A 21852-nucleotide genomic window follows, 5' to 3' on the forward strand; every position below is an offset into this window, starting at 1 on the left:
TCCGGTCCGGCCTCCCGCTCCGGGGCGCCGTCGGTCGCCGCACCCCCTTCCTGCCGGGCCCCCGACCGGCAATGTGGCCCTTCCGGCCTCCAACCCTGCCCTCTCTCGGATAAGTTGACCGCCCGAGGTGCCGGCGCCCAGACAGGAGGGCCGATGGCCGCGAGGCATCAGGACACCCGCAGGACCCTGGTCAACTACGCGTTCTTCCTGGCCTGCCTGGTGGCCCTGTTCGCGGGCTTCCTGCTCATGAAGGCCGATCCCGGCCTGACCACCCGGCAGATCCTCTCGAACCTGGGTCTCAGCCTGATCGGCAGCGTGCTGTTCGCCCTGATCTTCACCGCGTTCAGCACCCGCATCCAGGAGAAGAGCCTCCAGGAGTCGCTCAAGGAGAGCTTCGCGGAGCTGTCGGGCGAGCTGACGGCCACCGTCGCCCAGGGCAACAAGGACTACCTGCCGATCGCCCTCTACCCCGCCCTGAACCCCTCGGACGGCCGGTACGGGAACCGGTTCAACATCGACATGACCAGGAGCCTGGAGGCCACCGGCTTCTACGCCTTCCGCGGCCCGAGCGCCCGCTACGTGGCAGCGCGGCTCCGCGCCTCGAACCAGTACCCCCAGCAGGTGAAGGTCGCCATGCTGAACCCGAGCGACTCCCGGGCCATCCAGCGGCGTGCCGCCGACAGGGTCCACTGGGACCGGTTCTCGGACCGGGAGCTCCAGCAGCTCGAAACCGAGCTGCGCCACGAGCTGATCGTCAGCATCGTGTCGCTCTTCGACTACCGCCGCTTCTGCCCGGTCGAGCTGCTGCACGTCGAGGACACGGCCGTCTACCGCTACGAGATGTTCGACGACTCCGTCTACATCTCCTGGTACCACGGCCCCCAGTCCCAGGCCAAGGAGATGCCGGAGTCACTGCGCTTCACCGCGAACTCCTTCCTCTACAAGACGCTCCGCCTCGAACTGACCCGCAGGTTCGAGATTTCGAGCAGCAAGGTGACCTTCACCCCGGACCAGGACGACGAGTTCCTGGCCCGCCACCTGGCGACCGTGCTCGGACAGCCCGTCGACCAGTCCGACATCGACCAGTGGCGGCAGGACTACCAGCGACTGGTCGGGGACTTCCCGGACTACCTGGGCTCGGTGTACCGCGAAATCCGGGGCCTGCGCTGAACCCTGCCCCCGGGCCGGAGAAGCAGGCCGGGCCTCCGCCCACACAGGGGGGAGAAGACCCGGTCCGCAGCACCGCGGAGCGACGGCGTCAGAGCAGGCCGAAGGCCGGTATCAGGTGGTAGAAGGCGAAGACGGCCGCCACTACGTACATCGGGACGGGGACCCTTCGGGACTCGGAGCAGGAGGAAGCAGGGCCCGCATGGGGTGGGCCATGAGGCTGGGTAGCCGGGTGGCAGGCAGCGGCGCAGGCTGGAAGTACCGATGGCCCGGGCGGCCGGGCCAGGAGGCGAGGCTTCCGATGAGCAGACTGGAAGAGCAGATCAACGTCGATGTCCCGGCGCAGGAAGTCTGGGCTCAGCTGCACCGCATCGACGAGTACCCGATGTTCGTGGCCGGCGTGAAGAGCGCGTTCGCGGGCGACGGTGGACGTGCGCATCTGGACGTTCAGCTCGGAAACGATGAGCAGGCTTTCGAGACTCGTCTCGCCGACCGTGGCACGGGCCAGGTGATGGACTGGACACTGGACAGCCCGGAGGTGAAGTGCGCCTTCTCCGTGAACCCGCTGGACGACGAGCACACCCAGCTCCAGCTACGGCTGGAGTACGACCCGGACGCCGTGCGGGCGGCCTTCGGCGGGCCGAAGGGGTTCGCCCAGGTCCACGCGATCGAGGATGCGGTCCGGGGCGACCTGGAGAGGTTCAAGGACCTCATGGAGAGCCGGCAGTAGCCGCCTGGACGAACCGCTGTCCGTCCAGGCGTTCCCGCTGTTGCAGGCAAAGGGCCAGGACTTCTCCCAGAACCAGAAGGGGCCCTCTCCCGGTCAGTGGAGAGGGCCCGGTCCAGAGTCTGCCCAGGCGTCCTCGGCGCCCCGGGCCGCCCTGGTCAGAGCAGGCCGAAGGCCGGCATCAGGTAGTAGAACGCGAACACCGCCGCCACCGCGTACATCGCGGCCGGCACCTCACGGCCCCGGCCGGCGGCCAGGCGCAGGACGCAGAAGGCGATGAAGCCGAAGCCGATGCCGTTGGTGATCGCGTCGAGCAAGAACGGGGGGCCACTCGGCCAAATTGCGGTCAGGCCCAAAGAGCCCTGACCGAGTCGCGACAGCTTACGGCCCCCCGATCATGCTCGACCCCAAACCAGACAGGACACCGGCCAAAGATCGCGCCAACGCCCGCGCGGGCACGATCTTCGCGGCGCAAACAAGCCGCCGCCGTGGCCGGTGCGGGTGCGTTCTAGCCAACCTGAGAGTTGCAGAGAGTTATACCGCCATGTCTTTTTGGCTAGCTGAAAATACATGGTGACCTGCGGCCTTTCGAGACGATCTCCTTTCTCCGGCTCGCGACTTTCGATAACAGGGCGTGACAGAGTCGTGAGGGTCGGAATATGTGGACATGCCGTGACGAAAACCGACGGCTGCTGGCTTCCGATTACCGACGTCAGGTGGATTGCAGGCTGACTAGCTGCGCTGAGCCGCTGTTACCGTCGGCTACTGATAGCGATGCCCGCCAGGGCGCTGAGGCGGGAACCGAGTGCGCCGCTGGCGGGCAGAAGGCACCTCTCATTTGGAGGCACTGCAATGAGTCTCACCCCTGCCCGGCCCCCTGTGTCAACTAAGGTCCCCCAGATCTGGCCAGCGGCCGTGGTCGTCATCGTGGTCGTGCTTAGGGCGCCGGCCGACATCCTTCCGGCCGCCCTTTCAGCGACAGCCGCGATCGTTGCTCTCCTTCTTGGCGAGCGATGGCGCCCGGCAGCAACGGCTGCCAACGAGGCTGGCGAACAGAAGCGGATCTATGTGGCACCCAGCGGAGTGATCAGCCAGTAGTCACTGCCGGGCTACCACGGAACGGCAGGAATCAGAGACGGCCCCGGACCGTGGATAGGGTCCGGGGCCGTCTCTGGGCCGTAGAAGGTCAATCAGGGCCAACCAACGTTGACAACTGGTGACGGTAAACGGGCTGGTCAGCGGGTCGGGCGGATGCCCAGCCGCTGACCAGCCCGGTGGTTGATCAGAACTTGTTCTTGTGACTAGCTGATTGGCGCGGGGAGTCGCATGGTGGGTGTATCGCCTCCTACGAGGCGATCTCGGCCCAAGAGGAGGTCAGCCATGTATGCAGCGGTACGGCGATACGAAGGAGTGACCGATCCTGCTGAGGCAGGACGCCGAGTGAAGGAGGGCTTCATACCACTCATCCAACAGGTCCCCGGGTTCGTGGCTTACTACTGGGTCGCCGCTGGGGATGGGGTGATGGTCTCGACCAGCGTCTTTGAAGACCGCGCTGGGGCCGAGGAATCGATCAAAAGGGCTGCGGACTTCGTGCGTGAGACTCTCGCGTCACTGCTTCCTAACCCTCCCCAGGTCACGGCTGGCGAGGTTGTCGCGTCCGGGTAGTAATGGCCGGCTGCGGGACTGAGTGTCTAACTGCGCTACAACGACCCCGAACCTCGGCGGACAATCGCGGACGCTCACGCACCTTGCCGGTCAGCCCCAGCCCTCCCCCACGGCAAGTGGGTGCGCGAGTTGCTTCGGGACGAAGAGGCCAGTCGGCCGGGGCCAGTACACGCTTCCGCAAGTACTGGCCCTGGCCGTCAGGCTGACTCGCGGCGGACGTGTGCGGCCAGGCAGAGCAGTTCTTCCAGGCTCAGCCAACCCTCGGCCACTCCCTCCAGGCGGGCCACCGGGCCGCCCTGAGCGTCGGTGTCGGCGATCGCCCGCAGGTGTGAGCGCTTCACCCCGCACGCGGCCAGCAGTTCGTTCAGGCCGTCTGCAGTCTGCCGGGCGGCGCGCCAGCCGGCCGCGTAGTCGACTCCCCGAAGCCACGCCCACGAGTCCGGGTCGAGGTCCGCCGCCGACTCCGCACAGAAGTCGTCGTCCCCGTGCAACAGCCTCTCAACTCCCTTGATCTACAACCGAACCGGCTCATCCGTGCACAGACATGCCGAGGAGCCCGATACCATCGGCACCGGGTTCCAACCCACCGGACCACCCCATCCCCGCCAAGGTCTCGGGGTGGTCCGGCACGTCTTCAGTTGTCGCTGATCAAGTCGGCCGCTACCTGATGGCCTCGCTCTCCCTTGTCACAGCCACCTCACGAGGACGCCTCGGGGCCGGCGGGATAGAGCTTGATCGTGTGGGCAGTCAGCCCGAGGAACACCAACGACCGCACCTGCCCGTACGCCGCAAGTCGGTGACCGATTCGCTGCACCGCCGACGGCCCGAAGAGGTCGTCGAAGTACTGGTGTTGGTCCGCGCCTAGCGGTAGCGGCCGAAGCGCGCTCAGAAGGGCCGTCAGCGCGACCGGCAGCTCCGAGAAGTGCGCGGGCTCTGTGATTCCTTGGATCTCCACCACCACCGGGAACGGGTACGGCGCAGCCCCTTCGGTCCCCACGTCGCCGCCGGTCAGCGCCAGTTCGGCGCCCGACGGACTGTGCTCTCGAAGCGCCATCAGGCCGACACCTCTCCCGATCGGCGCGGGTGCCACCGATGGACACCGACCGTCTGACCGTTGACGACGATCTGCCGTGCCGCCGCCCGCCGCAGCCCCGCACCGCAGCAGTGGCTCCTCGTCGCCGTCACCCCGGACGCGCGTCTGATCAAGCTCACCGCACACCACCTTCCGGGCCCACGAGCGCCCAAACGATCTTTCCGATGCCGCCCGGCCGAGGGACGCAGCCCCACTCCAGGGACAGCGCCTCCACCAGGTTCAGCCCACGGCCGGACGAGTCGTCCTCCCTGGTCCCGCGCCGGATCGTGGGCTTCTCACCGCTCGCGTCGTGTACCTCGATCCGGAGGTGGCCATGCAGCATCTCGAACCGCACGGCGATCTCCCGGCCGGGCGAAACCCGCGCGTGCACAACCGCGTTCGACACCAACTCGCCGAGGACCACCTGACCGTCGCCTACGAGGGCCACCCCGTCGGGAACCTCCTGGAGGAACTCGCGGAGGTGGTTCCGGGCAACCCCGGACGATCGCCGGTGCCGGGCAAGCGCCACCTCGAACGCAGCTATCCCGCCAGCCGACTTGTGGTGTTCGGCATTGCCCCGGGTCTCTCCCGAGCTGATCACGTGCACCACCCTCCCGATGCCGATGGAACCGGGATCTGGGTGATCCGGCCCCGGACACCAGGTTGCCGAGGGGAAGGTTGCCGAACGTACCCATGGTGATTACCCAACGTGGGTAAACTCACAGGCAATCAACTTCCTTGCAGTGGACGCCAATCTCCAGCGGGAGGCAGCGGTGACCGAGGCTCGCGTTCCGGACCGGCTCCCGCCGGGGCTGCTCTCCAACCCAGAGATGATCACCGCATGCCGACAGCGGGATTTCGGCGCGGTATTCAGGCTGATCAAGCTGGCCGGGATCTATCCGTCGCTCATCGCCCGGGCCTGTGACATGACACCGAGCCGAGTTGGCGAGGTGGCGTCAGGGAAGCGCTCCATCGAGAAGATCGACCTCATCGAGCGGATCGCCGACGGCCTCCACATCCCAGGGCACATGCTTGGGCTCGCGGACCGGTCCTGGGAGCAGGACACGCCCCCGCCACCGTCCCGACGCCGAGCGCCGGAGCCGGCCACCAGCAGCCAAGGCCTCCGCGCTCCGCTCGACCCGGAGTTCTTCGTCGGCCACCTGCGCGGCGTCATGCCTGGCCACTACAAGGCTGCGAACCTTCTCGGTTCCCGTCACGCACTCGACTCGGTCACGCGGAACGTCCAGTTACTCGACCGCATCCAGCAGAACGCCGGCGGCCGGGCCAGGGACGAACTCCTGACCATCGGAGCCCGCACCGCGGAGTTCCTCGGCTGGCTGAGCCAGGATCTTGGCGATTTCGACCAGGCCGGTTACTGGTCGGACCGCGCGATGGAGTGGGCCCAGGAAACCGGCGACGACGTGATGGCCGCATACCTGCTCTTCAGGAAGAGCAACCAGGCCACGGCACGCCGCAACGCGCAACAAGCCGTCGGACTCGCCCGTGCTGCACAGAGATCACCCGGTGCGACCCCGCGCATCCGGGCCCTGGCCGCGCAGCAGGAGGCACAGGGGCACGCGATCATGAGCAATCCGCGCTTCGCCCAGACCAAGTTCGACGAGGCGCACGAGCTTGCCGCCACGCCGGACGACTCGCACAGCGACGATGCACTCGATCTTGCCTACTGCACGCCGACCTACATCGAGATGCAGCGCGCCAACTGCCTGATCGAACTCGGTGACCCACGCAAGGCGGTGGACATGTTCGAGGCCGAGCTTCGCGTCCTGCCGCCGATCTACCGCAACGACCAGGGTGTCTACCTCTCCCGTCTGGCGCGTGCCTACGCCGTCTCCAACGAGCCGGAGCAGGCTGCCGCCGCCGCGGACCGGGCACTGTCGATCGCCGTCGACACCGAGTCCGCCCGGGCCATGTCCGAGCTGTCCGCAGCTGGCAGGGCGCTGCAACGGTGGAGCGCCGTGCCCGAAGTGGTCACGTTCACCAGCCGATTGAGGTTGATGACCACCGCAGCCGCCTCTCGACCGCCGACCGTCTGATGGGAGAGGGTGAGCCCATGGACGCACTGATCACGGCCGCCACCTCCGCCGACGAACGCCAGCGCAGCGCCAAGATCGCCGTACTGCCCGTCGGAAGCTTCGAACAGCACGGCGCCCACCTCCCGCTGACCACCGACACCGTCGTGGCCGGCCTGATCGCCCAGCGGATCGCCACCGACTACGACCTGTTCCTCCTGCCACCCGTCACCATGTCCTGCTCCCACGAGCACGCCCACATGCCGGGCACCGTCAGCATCAGCGCCGCGACCCTCTACGCCGTGATCAACGACATCTGGAAGTCCCTCCAGGCGTCCGGCGTCCCCGGCCTGCTCATCGTGAACGGCCACGGCGGCAACTACGTCCTCTCCAACGTCGTCCAGGAGGCCAACACCTCGGGCCCGCGCGTCGCCCTCTTCCCGGCCCGCGAGGACTGGCACCAGGCCCGCGACGCCGCAGGTCTGGAGAGCAGCAGCGCCGAGGACATGCATGGCGGCGAACTGGAGGTCTCGCTCCTCCGTCACGGCGCCCCGCACCTGATCCGTGACGGGATCGAGGGCGACGACCACTCCGCCCCGGACCGCCCCCACCTCCTGACGCTCGGCATGGCCGGCTACACCGAGAACGGGATCATCGGCAGCCCTTCCCTCGGGACGGCAGGCAAGGGCCAGGCATTGCTGGACAGCCTGTCGAAGTCGGCGGCCGCCCACCTCAGCATTCTCCGGGGCGCCTGACCGAAAGGCCGGAGCGTTCGAGCAGCAGAGCGGGCCCTCTCCTGGTTGGAGGAGAGGGCCCGCTCGCGCTTCGGTCAGGCGCCGTGAGCGCCGCGGTCCGTGCTGGTCAGAGCAGACCGAGGGCGGGCATCAGGTAGTAGAAGGTGAAGACACCAGCCACGGCGTACATGGCCGGCTGCACCTCACGTCCCCGACCGGCGGCGACGCGGAGGATGCAGAAGGTGATGAACCCAATACCCAAGCCGTTAGTGATTGAGTACGTGAACGGCATCATCACGATGGTCAGGAACGCCGGGATCGCGATGGTGTAGTCGGCCCAGTCGATCTCCTTGATCGAGTTGGCCAGGATCAGGAAGCCGACGGCGACCAGGGCCGGGGTGGCGGCCTGGGCGGGGACCATGGTGGCGAGGGGCGTGAGGAAGAGGGCCACCACGAACAGCAGGCCGGTGACGATCGAGGCGAAGCCGGTGCGGGCGCCCTCGCCGACGCCGGCCGTGGACTCGACGAAGCAGGTGTTGGCGGAGGAGGAGGTGGCGCCGCCGGCGGCGGTGGCGATGCCGTCGACCATGAGGATCTTGTTGATCCCGGGCAGGTCGCCCTTCTCGTCCAGCAGGTGGGCCTCGTCGGCGACGCCGAGGATGGTGCCCATCGCGTCGAAGAAGCACGACATGAGCACCGTGAAGACGAAGAGCACGCCGGTCAGCACGCCGACCTTCTCGAAGCCGCCGAACAGGCTGACCTTGCCGACCAGGCCGAAGTCGGGGGCGGCCACCGGGTTGCCGGGCCAGGCCGGGACGGTGAGGCCCCAGCTGAGGGCGGGGATGTCGGCGAGCTTGTCGATCACCACGGCGAGGCCGGTCATCACGACGATGGAGACCAGGATCGCGCCGGGCACCTTGCGGACGATCAGGACCAGCGTCAGCACCAGGCCGAGCACGAACACCAGCACCGGCCAGCCGAGCAGGTGGCCGTTGCCGCCGAGCTGGAGCGGGACGGTGGTGTGGGCGGCGTCCGGGATGCGGCTGACGAAGCCGGAGTCGACCAGGCCGACGAGGCTGATGAAGAGGCCGATGCCGATCGCGATGGCCTTGCGCAGGCCGAGCGGGACGGCGTTCATGACCCGCTCGCGCAGGCCGGTGGCGACCAGGACCATGATCGCGAAGCCGGCCAGCACCACCATGCCCATGGCGTCCGGCCAGGTCATCTTGGGGGCGAGCTGCAGGGCGACGATGGTGTTGACGCCGAGGCCGGCGGCGAGGCCGATCGGGACGTTGCCGATCACGCCCATCAGCAGGGTGGTGAGCCCGGCGGTGAGGGCGGTGGCGGTGACCAGCTGGGCACTGTCCAGGTGGGTGCCGTTCATGTCCGTGGCGCTGGCCAGGATGATCGGGTTGAGCACCAGGATGTAGGCCATGGTGAAGAAGGTGGCGATGCCACCGCGGACCTCGCGCGGCAGGGTGGAGCCGCGCTCGGTGATCCGGAAGTAACGGTCCAGGGCGCCGGTGGGGGGCTTCGGCGCGGTGGAGGCGGGCTCGGGCGACTCGGTGGTCGGCTGGGCCACAGGCATGCGTGCGTCCTCTGGTGGGGGCTGAGGAGAGGGTGAACGCCCGGAGCGACGGTGGCCGGGCGGGCCCGGTGGGACGGGCACGAACTCAGGCGTCCTGGGCATGGCGCGGCCAACCGGAATGCTCAGTATGAATTCCCCGGTCGCACACGCGCTATCTTCGCGCGTAGAACGAGCAGGGGCGATCAAGGGCGAAGGATGATCGGGCATGGGCCGCCGGGAGTCGGACTCGCAGCCCCGGCGCCGTACGCTAGGGCCCATGCCGAAGACCCCGCTGCACCCCTCGCCCCCGCCGCTGGAGGCCAACGACGTCGCCATCGTCGGCGGCGGCACGGTGCTGTGGTTCGTCGCCTTCCTGGCGCTGCTCCCCTTCCAGGGCACCCTCTCCGACCACGGACACGGCAGCTGGCCATGGATCTGCCTGTCCGGCGCCGGCCTGGGCCTGATCGGCCTCTGGTACTGCCGCGCCCGCCGGGACGCGATCGCGCGCAGCCGCGCCGCCGAGACCGAGGCCGCGGGAGCCGGCACACCCGGGGACGGCACGCCCGGGAACGACGCGACGGGCAACGGCGCGGACCCGGCCACCCGGTCGGACTGAATAGTCTTTTAGTAGCACGCATCGGACATAAGGCGCCCGTAGAGTCGGTGCCATGACGCAGCCTGCGCAGCCCGCGGAAGAGACGCCCGGCGACCAGGACAGCGGCCGCGACCGGGAGCACGAAGGCGCCCACCCGCTCGGGCTGCTGCCCGGGCGGCGCGGCGGCCTCACCAGCGCCGAGGTCGCCGAGCGGGTCGCCCGCGGGGACGTCAACGACGTTCCGGTGCGGTCCAGCCGCTCCACCCGGGAGATCGTCCGGGCCAACGTCTTCACCCGGTTCAACGCGATCATCGGCGTGATGTTCGGCATCATCCTGATCGTCGGCCCGATCCAGGACGGCCTGTTCGGCCTGGTCATCGTCGCCAACACGGCGATCGGAATCGTCCAGGAGCTGCGCGCCAAGAAGACCCTGGACAGCCTCGCACTGATCGGCGAGGCCAGACCCCAGGTGCGAAGGGACGGCACCGTCCAGCAGATCGCCACCGGCGGGATCGTGCTGGACGACACCGTGCTGCTCGGCATCGGCGACAAGGTGATCGTCGACGGTGAGGTCACCGAGGCGGACGGCCTGGAGATCGACGAGTCGCTGCTCACCGGCGAGCCCGACCCCGTCCTCAAGCAGCCCGGCGACCAGGTGATGTCCGGCAGCTTCGTGGTGGCCGGCGCGGGCGCGTTCACCGCCACCAAGGTGGGCCGCGAGGCGTACGCGGCGCAGCTGGCCGAGGAGGCGAGCCGGTTCACCCTGGTCAGGTCGGAGCTTCGCAGCGGTATCGACTCCATCCTGCGGTTCATCACCTGGCTGCTGATCCCCACCGCCATCGGCCTGATCATCAGCCAGCTGGCGGTGGAGGGGCGGGACTGGCGGGAGGCGGTCCGCCGGATGGTGGCCGGCATCGTGCCGATGGTCCCCGAGGGGCTGGTGCTGCTGACCTCGGTCGCCTTCGCGATCGGCGTGGTCCGGCTCGGCCGCAAGCAGTGCCTGGTGCAGGAGCTGCCGGCGATCGAGGGGCTTGCCCGGGTGGACACCGTCTGCCTCGACAAGACCGGCACCCTCACCGAGGGCGGCATGGACGTGGTCGAGCTGCGGCCCCTGCCGGAGGCCGCCGAGGCCGACGACCACCCGCGGCCGGACGCCTCGTCGGCCCGGCAGATCCCGGCCGACCCGGCGGTCATCAGGCAGGCGCTCGGCGTGATGGCCGGCGCGGACGCCCGCCCCAACCCGTCCATGCAGGCCGTGATCGACGCCTACGGCAGGAACGACGGCACCGGCGGCGGCTGGCGGGTGATCGAGGCGATGCCGTTCTCCTCCGCCCGCAAGTGGAGCGGCGTGCAGCTGCTGGAGCCCCAGGGCGGCGAGGCCAGCTGGCTGCTCGGCGCGCCGGACGTGCTGCTGCCCACCGGGCACCGGGCCCTCGACGAGGTCGACGAACTGGGCGCCAAGGGCCTGCGGGTGCTGCTGCTCGGCCGCACGCCCGTCCCGCTGGACGCCCCCGACCCGGCCGCCGACCTCCAGCCGCTCGCCCTGGTGGTGCTGCAGCAGCGCCTGCGTGAGGACGCCGCCGACACCCTGCGCTACTTCGAGGGCCAGCAGGTCCAGGCGAAGGTGATCTCCGGCGACGCGGCCGTCTCGGTCGGCGCGGTCGCCGCCCACCTCGGCCTGCCCGGCGCCGACCACCCGTTGGACGCCCGGACGCTGCCCGGCGAGCCGGCGGAGTTCGCCGACACCGCGGAGCGGACCACCGTGTTCGGCCGGGTCACCCCGCAGCAGAAGCGCGAGCTGGTCGGCGCGCTGCAGTCACGCGGGCACACCGTGGCGATGACCGGCGACGGCGTCAACGACGTGCTGGCGCTCAAGGACGCCGACATCGGTGTGGCGATGGGCACCGGCAGCGACGCCACCAAGGCGGTCGCCCAGATCGTGCTGCTGAACGACTCCTTCGCCACCCTCCCGTCGGTGGTCGCCGAGGGCCGCCGGGTGATCGGCAACATCGAGCGGGTGGCCGGGCTCTTCCTGGTGAAGACGGTCTACTCGGTGCTGCTCGCCCTGCTGGTGATCTTCACCCACTCGCCGTACCCGTTCCTCCCCCGGCACTCGACGGTGCTCTCCACGCTCACCATCGGCGTACCGGCCTTCTTCCTCGCGCTGGCGCCCAACAACGAACGCGCCCGCACCGGCTTCGTCCGCCGGGTGCTGCGGCTGGCCGTCCCCGGCGGCATCATCGCCGGGACGGCCACCTTCGTCGCCTACGCGCTGGCCCGGGCCGACCACTCCACCGATCTGGAGTCCGACACCAGCGTGGCCACGCTGACGCTGTTCCTGGTGGCGATCTGGGTGCTGGCGATCGTGGCCCGGCCGTACAACTGGTGGCGGCTGCTGCTGATCGGCACGATGTGCGGGGCGTTCGCGCTGGTGCTGTTCGTGCCGTTCCTCTCCGACTTCTTCGAGCTCTCCCTCTCCGGCACCCGGGACCCGTGGATCGGCGTCGGCATCGCGGTGATCGCCGACGTGACGCTGGAGGTGACCTGGCGGGTCATGCGCCAGAAGGCGGATGATTGACCCGGAGGGGGGGTGGCCGCGTTGGCTTACCGGGAGCGGGATTTGGAGGCGTTCACCGCCTTCCTGGGCGGGGTGCTGGCGACCGGGCTGCTGGCCCTGGCGCTGGCGGGGATCGGCGCGCTGGTCGAACCGGCGCCCTGGCACCGGAACGCCGCGGCCGTGCTGCTGGCTGCGGCGTGGCTGAGCAGCACGGCCGGGATCTACCGCCGGCTGCTCTCACGCGCTGCGGGGCGGACGCCGGGTTCCCGCGGCACCCTGCCGTAGCGGGCCCGGGCAGCGGCGCCCAGGCCGACCATGGCGGTGATGCCCAGCACGCAGAGCAGCGTCAGAGGGGACGGCGAAAGCCGCCGGTCCGGCAGTTGCAGCAGGTAGGCGAAGAGCGGCGAGAGGGCGCTGAGCAATGAGGCGGTGATCGGCTCGGTGTGCTTGATGCCCACCTGGATCAGGTAGAGCGGCAGACCGACCCCGATCACCGCGATCACCGCGCCGGGCAGCGTCGCCGGGCCGATCCGCTCCGGCCCGCCGAGCAGCGCCGCCGCCCACGTCACCCCGACGGTCAGGAAGAACCGCACCGAGAGCACCGCCCGCGGCCCGAGCCCGGCCTCGCTGAGCCGCTTGGAGTAGAGCACGTTGGCGGTCACCGCGCAGCCGCAGACCACGGTGAGCGCCAGCCCGAGCAGGGCCGCGCCCACGCCCACCCCGCCGACCCCGCTTCGGCCGGTGAGCGAGCCCCAGACCAGCACCGCCAGGCTGAGCACGATCCCGGCGGAGGCCACGGCCTCGGCCCGCAACACCACCGCGCCCCGCCGCAGCAGCGGCCCGAAGAGCACCGTCAGCACCGGGCCGATCGCCAGCCCCACCACGTTGACCACCGCCGGTTCCAGGTACTTCAGCGCGTACAGCATGGAGAGCCAGGTCACCGCGGTGGAGAGGTTGACCGCCAGCACGTCCCCGCGGTGCGCCCGCAGCGGCCGCAGAGCCTGCGCCGGGCCGTTCCGGACGCTTTCGAGGCCGAGGAAGAACGCGGCGGCCAGGGTGAACGAGACGGCGGCCAGCGCCAGCGGGTCCACCGACTGGAGCCGGTTGCCGGCGTAGACATCGAGGGCGGCGGTGAGGGCGGCATAGCCGAGCAGGGGCGCGGCGCCCCGCACCGGGAGAGTCGCCGGCAGGGTCGTGGATGGCATCAGGGAGTTCCTCCGTTCCGCGATCACGATCACAGGCGCCGGTCCGGTGGTCGAGATAGCTTGGGCGGCGGGATCACGACAGGCGGAAAACCGAAGGGGGCGGCACATGTCGGCCGAGGGACCGGTGTTGAGCGAGGCCGCCGCCCGCGCGTACGCCTTCGCGGTGGACCGGCTCTGCTTCGGGGTCGCCGAGCTGGCCGATGCGCTCGACCTGGACGGGCGGGCGGCGGAGAGCCTGGTCGCCGAGCTGGAGGGGCTGCACCTGCTCGCCCGGGTGCACGGCGAGCCGTGGCTGCTCTCCCCGGTGCCGCCGGAGTCGGCCGCCGCCCGGCTCCTCGCGCCGATGGAGCAGCGAGCCAGGGAGGCCCAGTTGGCGATCGACCGGGCCCGCACGGGGCTGCTGGAGCTGGCGCCCCGGTACGAGGCGGGCGCCGCGCACCAGCGCCGTTCGGGCCGGGTCGAGCTGGTGGCGGACGCGGCGGCAGTGCGCGGGATCATCCAGGACGCGGCGCACCGGGCGGGCGTCGAGGTGCTGGCCGCACAGCCGGGCGACGGGCGCCCGGCCGGGCCGCTGACCGGCTCCGCCGAGCGGGACGCGGAGCTGCTCGGTCGAGGCGTCGCCGTTCGCACGCTCTATCAGCACACCGCCCGGCGCCGCCCGGCGACGGTCGCGCATGCCGAACGGGTGGCCGAACTCGGCGGCCAGGCGAGGACGGTGGGAGACGGTCTGCGCCGGATGCTGGTCTTCGACCGGTCCGTTGCACTGCTCCAGGTGCAGGGCGACGAGGACGCCGCCCTGGTGGTCCGCGAGCACAACATCATCGACCTGATGCGCTCCGTGTTCGAGCAGAACTGGCTCCAGGCCAGGCCGTTCAGCTCACCGGCGGACCGGGCCGGCGCACTGGTGATCTCGGACGAGCTGCAGCAGGCCGTGGTCGCCCTGCTGGCGGAGGGCCTCGACGACCGGTCGATCGCCCGCCGACTGGGCATGTCCGAGCGGACCTGCCAGCGGCACATCGCCCAGCTGATGGCCCGGATCGGCGCCAGGAGCCGGTTCCAGCTGGGCTATCTGGTGGGCGGGCTGCAGACCGGGGAAGCATCCGGGGAACAGCCCGCCCGACAACGGATCTAACCCTCGAAGTCCCGGGCGGCGGACAGCTCGTAGGCGCGGTCCGGCTCGGTGAGCGCGGCCAGCACCTCGAACCGCCGGTGCCACTGCCCGACCGACCAGGCCAGCCCGGCCGCCAGGCCCTCCGGGGTGGCCGCGTGCAGCAGCCCCGGCACCGGCGCCAGCTCGAACTCGTCGTCCTCGTCCGCCGCTTCGGCCGCCTCCGGGTCGTACGGGGCCTCCGGGGTGTCCGCCGAGGTGTCCCAACGCCAGTCCACGGCAGCCTCGTTGCCGTCCGGACCGACCACCAGCAGCTCCTCGTGCTCCTCGTAGGCCACCGGGCAGCCGGGCAGCAACTCCCGCACCACGGCGGGGACCCGGTGCAGCTGGCCCTCGGAGAGCACCCGCCCGCCGGCCACCTCGCTGGCCAGCGAGACGTGCAGCCGCTCGGCGAGGTCGGCGGCCAGCGCCGGGGCGACCGGCAACAGCGGGTACCGGTGCAGGAGTTGGACCAGGTCCGGGGCGTCGGCGACGACCGCCTCGGTGGCGTCCACGATCACCGTGTGCGCGGGGCGGCGGCCGGTCTCCACGTCCAGCGGCGGCAGCGCCCGGACGACGTCCAGCGGGTCGATCCGGTCCGCCTCGACGCGGGCCAGCGCACTGTGGACGCCGTGCAGTTGGCGGTGGCCGATCTCGGAGGCCGGGTCGGTGAGCCGGTCCAGCACCTCGTCCGGCCCGTGCGGCTCGGCGAGCAGCGCGGCCAGCGTGGTGCGGACGCCCAGCGCGTGCAGGAACTGCTCGTCCAGCGTCGTCCGCGCCTCCTCGTAGAGGCCGCGCAGCAGCGGGTCCGCGCCGGCCGCACGCAGGCCCGCCGGCTCCCGGCCGTCCAGCACCGGGTGGTCGCGCAGCCACCACGCGGTGTACGGCGGCAGGTCGGCGTACGAGCCGTTCGGCAGCAGGGTGCGGACGGGGAGGACCACGGCGTCCCGGTACGGCGGGCGGGCCAGCGCGGCCAGCGCCTCGGGCCAGGCGTCGTCGTCCACCAGGTCGAGGTCGCGGACGACCAGCAGCTCGGCGGCGACCGGAGGCACGCCGACCGCGTCGGCGTCGTCGGCGTGCAGCGCCTCCAGGGCGTCCTCGGCCCACTCGGCGAGGCCGTCCGGCGCCTCGTCCAGCAGTCCGGTGGGCCGGCCGCCGGCGGCGCGGTCGGCCGGGACGGTCGGGTCGAGCCGCTCCAGGTCGTCCGGGTCGAGCACCACGTCCTCGGCGCGGACGAGCACGAAGTCCGCCAGCACGCCTGCGACGGTGAGGACTTCTGGGCCCCAGCGGTCCAGCAGCTCGTCGTCCACCCAGCCGGCGTCGTCCTCCCGGGCCAGCGCGGCGAGCGGGCTGTCGGGCAGGATCAGCTCGCCCGCGCGGGCCGGCTCGCCCTCGTCGTCCAGCAGCGCCAGCCGGGCCAGCCACGGGTGCTCGCCGACCGCCGGGGCGGCCGCCTTCACCAGGGCGAGGACGGACTCGGCGAGGTCGACGGCGGCGTCCAGGTCGTCCTCGGCCAGCTCGTAGGAGCGGGCGACGGCGGCCCGCACCTCGGGCGTGTCCAGCACCCCGGCCGGGGTCGCGGTGCCGGCGCCGAGCTTGGCCAGCAGCGGGTGCGCGGCCTCCGGGTGGGCGAGGCGCAGGTCGAGCAGGGCCAGCGCGCCGGCGAGCGACTCCGGGTAGCCGGGGAAGGCCGCCCAGTCGGCGTCGTCGGAGGGCAGCAGGACGCGGCGCGGGCCGGTGACCGTCCGTCCGTCGGCCAGCGGCACCGGCAGCGCGCCGAGCGCCTCCGGGTCGGCCGCGCCCAGCGCCGCGTAGAGGTTCCGCCACCAGGCCGGCTCACGGTCCAGGCCGCCGAGCTGGTCGACCACGTCGGCCAGCGGCACCCGGCGCACGTTCAGCACCCGCAGCTCCGTCCGGCGCTCCAGACCGGCCGGGAGCAGACCGGGGAAGATCGGCGCCAGCGCCTCGACCACGGAACCGTCCGCACCCTCCAGCAGCGTGGCGTCGCGCGGCCGCAGCGCGGGCGTGCCCTGCTCGACCGGCGCCGGGTGCGGCAGGAACGGCGTACCGGGCAGCCGGGAGAGGATGGCGGCGCGCAGCGCGTTGTCCAGCGCGCCCTGGCCGAGCGGGCCGGGCACCAGGCCGAGCGAGCCGAGGTCGCCGCCGCGGGCGCGCAGCAGGTCGGCGTAGCTGTCGGCGGCGCGCTCGGTGAGGAAGTCGGCGAGCGGGCCGGGGGCGACGTGCCGGCGGGTGGAGTCCAGCGGGTAGGAGGCGATCAGCAGCGCCGGCAGGCCGAGCGGCTCGTCGCTGGGCGTGGGCGCGTGCAGCACCGGGGCGATCCCGGGCGTCTGCGGGGAGCCGTCGGCGGCGACCGGAACGGCCCAGGTCACCGTCCAGTACGGGCGGGCGCGCTCCTCGGTGGGGCGGTCGGCGAGCAGCCCGGCGTCCAGGGATCCGGAGGCGCCGGCGGTCTGCCAGACGGTGTGCCGCAGCCGCCCGGCCGCGTCGTCGGTGACGGTGACCTCGGTGACGCCGTCCGGGCGCGGCTCGGCGGCGCTGCGGGTCAGCGTGCGGGTGCCCTCCGGGGTCTCCACCACGACCTCGGCGAGGCCGGGGAGGGTGAGCAGCAGGGCGTCGTCGATGCCGGCCAGCAGGCGGCGGGTGAGATCCTCGGCGGCGGCGTCGCGCAGCGGCAGCACGACCACCGTGTCGTAGCCGTCGGGCGCCGGGCCCTCGGCCGCGAACGGAAGCCGCAGCAACGGCACATGGCCGTCCCGGCGGCGCAGTTCGTCGGCGAGCGCGGGCTGCGCCTCGGCCAGCGAGCGGGCCTCGCCGAGCGACCAGCGCACGCCGCCGGCGGCGCCGAGCACGGCGGGCTCGTCGGTGACGGCGAGGACGGCGGCGAAGCCGACACCGAAGCGGCCGACGGTGGGCCGGTCGTCCGCCCGCTTCGAGGACGCCCGCAGGGTGGAGAGCGATTCGACGGCGGCCTCGTCCAGCGGCGCGCCGGTGTTGGCGGCGGCCAGCACGCCGTCCGCCAGGGTGAGCCGCAGCCGGCCGGGCCCGCCGCCCGCGCGGGCCGCCGCGTCGGCGGCGTTCTGCGCCAACTCGACCACCAGGCGGTCACGGTACCCGCCGAGGGCGAGCTCCTCCTCGGCGTTGGCGTCCTCCCGGAACCGGGCCGGGGAGGCGGCCCAGGCGTCCAGCACCCGGCGGCGCAGCCCGGCGCTGCCGAAGTGGTCCGCGAGGTACTCGTCCGTGCCGCTGCCGATGATCCGAGGTTCCACTGGACCTGCCGCCTTCCGCCGCCCTGTACTTCGTACGGGGGGCATTCTCCCCCGCCCGGGCACCCCCGGCGGACCGGGGTGGGGCCGCGCCTATGCTGAAGCCGCTCCGACGGCCCGGCGAGGGGGGAACCCGATGGTGTCCGACAGTACGCAGGAGTCCGCTGCCCCGCAGGTCTCCGACCGTTCGTGGTACGTCCTGATCGAACGCGACCGGCGGGACTACGACGACGCCGTCCACTACCGGTGGCAGCTGGTCCCGCCCAGGGAGGCACCGCTGGGCCGGGAGCAGGCCGTCGAGATGGCGGAGGAGGCGGCCCGCACGTACACCCCCCGCGAGAACGGGGAGCCGAAGGGGACGCCGGCCCGCCGGGTCTTCCGGCTGCCCGACGGCGGCTTCCTGGTCGAGCTGCGCCACGCCGGCTGGAAGCGCCACTTCCGGGTCTCGGTCGGCGAGCTGGTGCACACCGAGGAGCAGCGGGAGGCGCCGCCCGCGAGCCCGAAGCCGTCCGGTGCCCCCGCCCCCAGGCGCGGGCTGTTCGGCCGCCGCTGACCCCGCCCGACGGCGGACGGGGCCCACGGCATCGGTCCCGGGCCCGCAGCGCCGGGCCTGGGCCCGGGCCCAGGCCTGCGGCACCGGCTCAGGAGTGGCCGAGCTCCTCGGCCGGGGCGTCCGGCTCGACCGAGCCGGAGGTGCGGTCGGGGTGCAGCTGGAGCGGCTCGACCACCAGCTCGTCCAGGATCAGCTCGGACGGCGCCGGCGGGGCCGGGATGACCGCCGCCTCGGAGTGGCCGCCGCAGCCGTACGCGAAGGAGACGATCTGGCCGTCGGCCGGACCGAACTCGTTGCCGCAGACGCCGAACGCCTGGCCCAGCGAGCCGCCGATCGGGATCAGGAAGCCACAGCTGTTGCAGGAGGCCGGTGCCGACTGCGCCATCGGGGTCTGCGGGCCGTGCGCCTTCTCCCAGCGGTCGGCCGCCAGGTGCAGGCCGAGGCGCGAGAGCACCCGGCTGCGGCCCATGCCGAGCTCCTCGGCGACGGCGCCGATCTGCGCACGGACGGGGGCCGGCTGGATGTGCGGGTCGCTGACGACCACGTCCTCATCGGCGGCCAGCGCCACCGCGGAGTTCGGCGCCGGCTCGTCCTCGCCGGTCCAGCCCGGCTCCAGGCGCAGGTCGTCGGCGTCGGTGGGCAGCAGGTCGCCGGGGCCCATGTCGCCGGGGCGCAGCCGCTCGCTCCACGGCACCCACTGCGGGGCGAGGACGGCGTCGGGGCCGGGCAGCAGCACGACCTCGTCCAGGGTGACGTTCTTGGCGCGCGGGGCACGGGCCACGGTGACGGCCCAGTGCCAGCCCCGGTAGGCCGCGTCCAGGCACTCGAAGGTGTGGGTCACGACGCGGTCGGCGTCCGCCTGGACTCCGAGGTGCGCACCGACGGTCTCTGCTCCGACGGCCTCGTCCGCTGCCTGCCGGGCGAGTTCGACGGCCTCGGCACAGAGCCGGTCGGGGGTACGGCTTCGCATCGCAGCACTCACGGCGTCGATTCTCTCCCAGTTCTTCTGTTGCCCACGGCGTGTTGCCTGTTCCGTCGCGGCTCGGTGTCCCTCGTCCATTCTGCGCGACCGCGGGCCGCCTCGGATACCGGCCGCGCCGCTCGCCCGCTCCCGCCGGCGCCCGGCCGGCCGTCGGGCGGACCCTGGGCAGGCTACCCGCCGGTCGGCCACCCGGCACAGTCCGGGGCGGTGGCCGGCGCCGGAACGGCCGCGCCGAGCGGACCGGAATCCCGCGTCGCAGTCACGATTCTGGGGCAGGATGGGCTTGTGGCGGACGAAAACCCGTCGCAGCACGCACTGCGCGCCTCGCAGGCCGACGGCAGCCCCGACGAGGCGAACGCCGTGCCGCGACAGCAGCCTCCGGTCCTCGCTGCGGGTGAACCGCAGCCGGCGGGCACCTCCACGACGCCTCCGGATCCCGCCGGGCCCGTGGACCTCGCCAAGCACCCGGACGCGCTCGTCGGGGAGGACGCACTCGGGGAGAACCCTCTCGACGAGGAGGCCGCGGAGCCCCGCCGGCACTTCCTCGTCCGCACCGCTTCCGCCGCCGGCTCGCGCACCGGAAAGGTCGTACACGGCACCGGCCGGCGGATCCGCAAGGCCACCTCCGCGGAGGGCGCCGGCGAGTCCGGCCTCGCCAAGCTGATCGAGCTGCACGCGCTGAACTCCTTCGGCGACATGCTGATCACCGTCGCCCTGGCGTCCACCATCTTCTTCTCCGTCCCCACCGGCGAGGCCCGCGGCCGGGTGGCGCTCTACCTGCTGATCACCATGGCGCCGTTCGCCGTGCTGGCCCCGGTGATCGGCCCGCTGCTGGACCGCCTGCCGCACGGCCGCCGGGCGGCGATGGCGATGTCGATGCTGGCCCGCGCGGTGCTGGCGTGGACGATGGCCGGCACGGTGGCCGGCGGCGGGCTGGCGCTCTATCCGGAGGCGCTGGGCGTGCTGGTGGCGTCCAAGGCGTACGGGGTGGTGCGCAGCGTCGTGGTGCCCCGGCTGCTGCCGAGCCGGCTGTCACTCGTGAAGGCGAACTCGCGCGTCACCCTGGCCGGACTGCTGGCCACCATGGTGGCGGCCGGGGTGGGCGGGCTGCTGCACCTGATCGGGCCCGGGTGGCCGCTGCGAGGCGCCTTCCTGGTCTTCGTGGTCGGCACCCTGATGGCCTTCCACCTGCCGCACGTGGTGGACTCCGCCAAGGGCGAGCAGCGCGCCGTCCTGCACGCGGAGGTGCACGGCGAGGCCGGGGCCGCCCCCGCCGAAGCCGGAGCCGGGCCCGCACAGGCGGCCAAGGCCCCGAAGGCGTCGCTGCGCACCGTCGGCCCCTCGGTGATCCTGGCGCTGCGGGCGATGTCGGCGCTGCGCTGGCTGGTCGGCTTCCTGGTGATGTTCCTGGCGTTCCTGCTCCGTGACGACCCGATCGGCGGCCTCCAGCCCACCCTGGCCCTGGGCCTCGTCGCGCTGGCGGCCGGAACGGGCAACGCGCTGGGCTCGGTGCTCGGCTCCTGGCTCCGCACCCGTGGCTCGGAGGCGACGATCACCGCGATGCTGCTGCTGGCCACCTGCGCGACAGCCGCCGCCGCGCTCTGGTACGGCGTGGTGACGGTGATCGTGGTCGCCGCGGCGTCCGGGGTGGCGGCCTCGCTGGGCAAGCTGGCGCTGGACGCGCTGATCCAGCGGGACGTCCCGGAGTCGGTGCGGACGTCCGCCTTCGCCCGTTCGGAGACGCTGCTCCAGCTGTCCTGGGTGGCCGGCGGTGCGGTCGGCATCCTGATGCCGCTGAACGGCGCGCTCGGCCTCTGGGTGGCGTCCGCTGTGGTCGGCCTGGTGCTGCTCTGGACGGTCCACTCACTGTTCCGGGTGGGGCTGCGCCACCGTGCGGCCGCGCCGCGGGTGGCCTGACGGCCGCGCCCCGCCGGTGGCCGGGACGAGGCGGTGGTTTCCGGCCACAACACGCGGTTGCCCACCCCCGCGTAGCGTGATCGGCAAAGCCCGGTAGCCTCTGACCCATGAGCCTCAGCACCCGTGTCATCGCCGCCCTCGGCGCCGTCGTCGTGATCGGCGCCGGCACGGTCGGCGGGTCCATCGCCTACGCCATGGGCCAGGACGAGCCCGTCAGCCACCGCGCGACCCTCACCGTCGGCCGCTCCTCGATGGAGACCGGCCCGTTCTGCTTCAACGACGGCAAGCCGCTCACCGAGGACCAGCAGGGTGAGTGCCAGGACAAGGCCAGCAAGGCCCTGGACGAGGGCAAGCTCCCCAAGTCCGACGTGGTCGCCAGCGACATGATCGGCCTCGGCGTGACCCCGGACGTGGCGGACCGCGGCTGGTGGGCCAACACCAACGGCGGCGGCCAGGCCTCCGGCGGCCGCTTCATCCTGGCCCCGGCGACCAAGGGCTCCACGTACTCCGGCTCCGTCCCGGCCTCGAAGGCGATCAACGCCTCCGGCAAGACCCTGATCACCGTGGTCGAGTCCGACCCGAAGCAGCCCGACGCGATCTACGGCGTCTGGTACTTCGAGCTGAACACCCAGGACGCCTGATGGTCGCCC

Annotated in this window: 18 protein-coding genes and 1 pseudogene; 11 read left to right on the plus strand and 8 right to left on the minus strand. The window is 72.1% G+C overall.

Annotation, left to right across the window (positions count from 1 at the left end; all coding sequences use genetic code 11):
• Nucleotides 1–153 precede the first annotated feature (153 nt).
• Together ACZ5WK_RS25280 and ACZ5WK_RS25285 are read left to right on the plus strand one after the other, a co-directional pair.
• The gene (locus ACZ5WK_RS25280) at nucleotides 154–1170 is read left to right on the plus strand and encodes a hypothetical protein (protein ID WP_465550311.1); all 1017 of its coding nucleotides are present in this window, start codon (nucleotides 154–156) and stop codon (nucleotides 1168–1170) included.
• A gap of 298 nt (nucleotides 1171–1468) precedes the next feature.
• Complete coding sequence (locus ACZ5WK_RS25285; RefSeq protein ID WP_465550313.1) at nucleotides 1469–1897, plus strand: SRPBCC family protein; 429 nt, start codon at nucleotides 1469–1471, stop codon at nucleotides 1895–1897.
• Between the two features lie 155 nt (nucleotides 1898–2052).
• On the opposite strand, the pseudogene ACZ5WK_RS25290 reads toward ACZ5WK_RS25285, so the two are convergent.
• The 4 genes and pseudogenes from ACZ5WK_RS25290 to ACZ5WK_RS25305 form a co-directional block, all read right to left on the minus strand.
• Nucleotides 2053–2202: pseudogene (locus ACZ5WK_RS25290) on the minus strand (NCS2 family permease); the annotation flags it as partial.
• Between the two features lie 1554 nt (nucleotides 2203–3756).
• On the minus strand, nucleotides 3757–4050 hold the full coding sequence (locus ACZ5WK_RS25295; RefSeq protein WP_465550315.1) for a hypothetical protein: 294 nt from the start codon (nucleotides 4048–4050) through the stop codon (nucleotides 3757–3759).
• A gap of 206 nt (nucleotides 4051–4256) precedes the next feature.
• On the minus strand, nucleotides 4257–4613 hold the full coding sequence (locus tag ACZ5WK_RS25300; RefSeq protein ID WP_465550317.1) for a hypothetical protein: 357 nt from the start codon (nucleotides 4611–4613) through the stop codon (nucleotides 4257–4259).
• Between the two features lie 154 nt (nucleotides 4614–4767).
• Nucleotides 4768–5232, minus strand: a complete 465-nt coding sequence (locus tag ACZ5WK_RS25305) for an ATP-binding protein (protein ID WP_465550319.1) — start codon at nucleotides 5230–5232, stop codon at nucleotides 4768–4770.
• Nucleotides 5233–5374: 142 nt separating this feature from the next.
• Between ACZ5WK_RS25305 and ACZ5WK_RS25310 the strand changes: the two genes are divergently transcribed.
• Nucleotides 5375–6685: a hypothetical protein gene (locus tag ACZ5WK_RS25310; protein WP_465550321.1), complete on the plus strand. Its 1311-nt coding sequence runs from the start codon at nucleotides 5375–5377 to the stop codon at nucleotides 6683–6685.
• A 17-nt stretch (nucleotides 6686–6702) separates the two neighbouring features.
• The gene (locus tag ACZ5WK_RS25315) at nucleotides 6703–7416 is read left to right on the plus strand and encodes a creatininase family protein (protein ID WP_465550323.1); all 714 of its coding nucleotides are present in this window, start codon (nucleotides 6703–6705) and stop codon (nucleotides 7414–7416) included.
• 106 nt (nucleotides 7417–7522) lie between these two features.
• Here the strand turns inward: ACZ5WK_RS25315 and ACZ5WK_RS25320 are convergent, their stop codons facing one another.
• On the minus strand, nucleotides 7523–8983 hold the full coding sequence (locus ACZ5WK_RS25320) for an NCS2 family permease (protein WP_465550325.1): 1461 nt from the start codon (nucleotides 8981–8983) through the stop codon (nucleotides 7523–7525).
• Nucleotides 8984–9239: 256 nt separating this feature from the next.
• On the opposite strand from ACZ5WK_RS25320, the gene ACZ5WK_RS25325 reads away from it, so the two are divergent.
• From ACZ5WK_RS25325 to ACZ5WK_RS25335, 3 genes are read left to right on the plus strand one after another with little or no spacing between them, the layout of a single operon-like run.
• Entirely contained in the window at nucleotides 9240–9578 is a 339-nt protein-coding gene (locus ACZ5WK_RS25325; RefSeq protein WP_465550327.1) for a DUF2530 domain-containing protein, read from the plus strand.
• 52 nt (nucleotides 9579–9630) lie between these two features.
• The gene (locus ACZ5WK_RS25330) at nucleotides 9631–12135 is read left to right on the plus strand and encodes an HAD-IC family P-type ATPase (protein ID WP_465550329.1); all 2505 of its coding nucleotides are present in this window, start codon (nucleotides 9631–9633) and stop codon (nucleotides 12133–12135) included.
• A gap of 12 nt (nucleotides 12136–12147) precedes the next feature.
• On the plus strand, nucleotides 12148–12399 hold the full coding sequence (locus tag ACZ5WK_RS25335) for a hypothetical protein (RefSeq protein ID WP_465550331.1): 252 nt from the start codon (nucleotides 12148–12150) through the stop codon (nucleotides 12397–12399).
• Here ACZ5WK_RS25335 and ACZ5WK_RS25340 read toward each other — a convergent pair.
• On the minus strand, nucleotides 12336–13319 hold the full coding sequence (locus ACZ5WK_RS25340) for an EamA family transporter (protein ID WP_465550333.1): 984 nt from the start codon (nucleotides 13317–13319) through the stop codon (nucleotides 12336–12338). The two genes, ACZ5WK_RS25335 and ACZ5WK_RS25340, sit on opposite strands and share 64 nt — an antisense overlap.
• Nucleotides 13320–13425: 106 nt before the next feature.
• Here ACZ5WK_RS25340 and ACZ5WK_RS25345 point away from each other — a divergent pair, with 106 nt between their 5' ends.
• Nucleotides 13426–14451 (plus strand): helix-turn-helix transcriptional regulator, encoded by a 1026-nt coding sequence (locus ACZ5WK_RS25345; protein WP_465550335.1) that lies wholly within the window; start codon nucleotides 13426–13428, stop codon nucleotides 14449–14451.
• Here the strand turns inward: ACZ5WK_RS25345 and ACZ5WK_RS25350 are convergent.
• Nucleotides 14448–17753: a sacsin N-terminal ATP-binding-like domain-containing protein gene (locus ACZ5WK_RS25350; RefSeq protein ID WP_465550337.1), complete on the minus strand. Its 3306-nt coding sequence runs from the start codon at nucleotides 17751–17753 to the stop codon at nucleotides 14448–14450. The genes ACZ5WK_RS25345 and ACZ5WK_RS25350 overlap by 4 nt on opposite strands.
• A 133-nt stretch (nucleotides 17754–17886) precedes the next feature.
• Here ACZ5WK_RS25350 and ACZ5WK_RS25355 point away from each other — a divergent pair, with 133 nt between their 5' ends.
• Nucleotides 17887–18303 carry a hypothetical protein gene (locus ACZ5WK_RS25355; RefSeq protein ID WP_465550339.1) on the plus strand — a complete coding sequence of 139 codons (417 nt, stop codon included), beginning with the start codon at nucleotides 17887–17889 and terminating at the stop codon, nucleotides 18301–18303.
• 88 nt (nucleotides 18304–18391) lie between these two features.
• On the opposite strand, the gene ACZ5WK_RS25360 is transcribed toward ACZ5WK_RS25355, so the two are convergent.
• Nucleotides 18392–19273 (minus strand): DUF3027 domain-containing protein, encoded by an 882-nt coding sequence (locus ACZ5WK_RS25360; protein ID WP_396324457.1) that lies wholly within the window; start codon nucleotides 19271–19273, stop codon nucleotides 18392–18394.
• Between the two features lie 297 nt (nucleotides 19274–19570).
• Here ACZ5WK_RS25360 and ACZ5WK_RS25365 point away from each other — a divergent pair, with 297 nt between their 5' ends.
• Nucleotides 19571–21202, plus strand: a complete 1632-nt coding sequence (locus ACZ5WK_RS25365; RefSeq protein WP_465550341.1) for an MFS transporter — start codon at nucleotides 19571–19573, stop codon at nucleotides 21200–21202.
• A gap of 107 nt (nucleotides 21203–21309) precedes the next feature.
• Nucleotides 21310–21843 carry a hypothetical protein gene (locus ACZ5WK_RS25370; RefSeq protein WP_396324391.1) on the plus strand — a complete coding sequence of 178 codons (534 nt, stop codon included), beginning with the start codon at nucleotides 21310–21312 and terminating at the stop codon, nucleotides 21841–21843.
• Nucleotides 21844–21852 lie beyond the last annotated feature (9 nt).

The organism is Kitasatospora sp. NPDC032757, from assembly GCF_055579305.1.

Coding starts and splice junctions, on each gene's coding strand:
- ACZ5WK_RS25280 (WP_465550311.1), top strand. CDS start 154: ATGGCCGCGAGGCATCAGGACACCCGCAGGACCCTGGTCAACTACGCG.
- ACZ5WK_RS25285 (WP_465550313.1), top strand. CDS start 1,469: ATGAGCAGACTGGAAGAGCAGATCAACGTCGATGTCCCGGCGCAGGAA.
- ACZ5WK_RS25300 (WP_465550317.1), bottom strand. CDS start 4,613: ATGGCGCTTCGAGAGCACAGTCCGTCGGGCGCCGAACTGGCGCTGACC.
- ACZ5WK_RS25315 (WP_465550323.1), top strand. CDS start 6,703: ATGGACGCACTGATCACGGCCGCCACCTCCGCCGACGAACGCCAGCGC.
- ACZ5WK_RS25320 (WP_465550325.1), bottom strand. CDS start 8,983: ATGCCTGTGGCCCAGCCGACCACCGAGTCGCCCGAGCCCGCCTCCACC.
- ACZ5WK_RS25325 (WP_465550327.1), top strand. CDS start 9,240: ATGCCGAAGACCCCGCTGCACCCCTCGCCCCCGCCGCTGGAGGCCAAC.
- ACZ5WK_RS25330 (WP_465550329.1), top strand. CDS start 9,631: ATGACGCAGCCTGCGCAGCCCGCGGAAGAGACGCCCGGCGACCAGGAC.
- ACZ5WK_RS25340 (WP_465550333.1), bottom strand. CDS start 13,319: ATGCCATCCACGACCCTGCCGGCGACTCTCCCGGTGCGGGGCGCCGCG.
- ACZ5WK_RS25345 (WP_465550335.1), top strand. CDS start 13,426: ATGTCGGCCGAGGGACCGGTGTTGAGCGAGGCCGCCGCCCGCGCGTAC.
- ACZ5WK_RS25355 (WP_465550339.1), top strand. CDS start 17,887: ATGGTGTCCGACAGTACGCAGGAGTCCGCTGCCCCGCAGGTCTCCGAC.
- ACZ5WK_RS25360 (WP_396324457.1), bottom strand. CDS start 19,273: ATGCGAAGCCGTACCCCCGACCGGCTCTGTGCCGAGGCCGTCGAACTC.
- ACZ5WK_RS25370 (WP_396324391.1), top strand. CDS start 21,310: ATGAGCCTCAGCACCCGTGTCATCGCCGCCCTCGGCGCCGTCGTCGTG.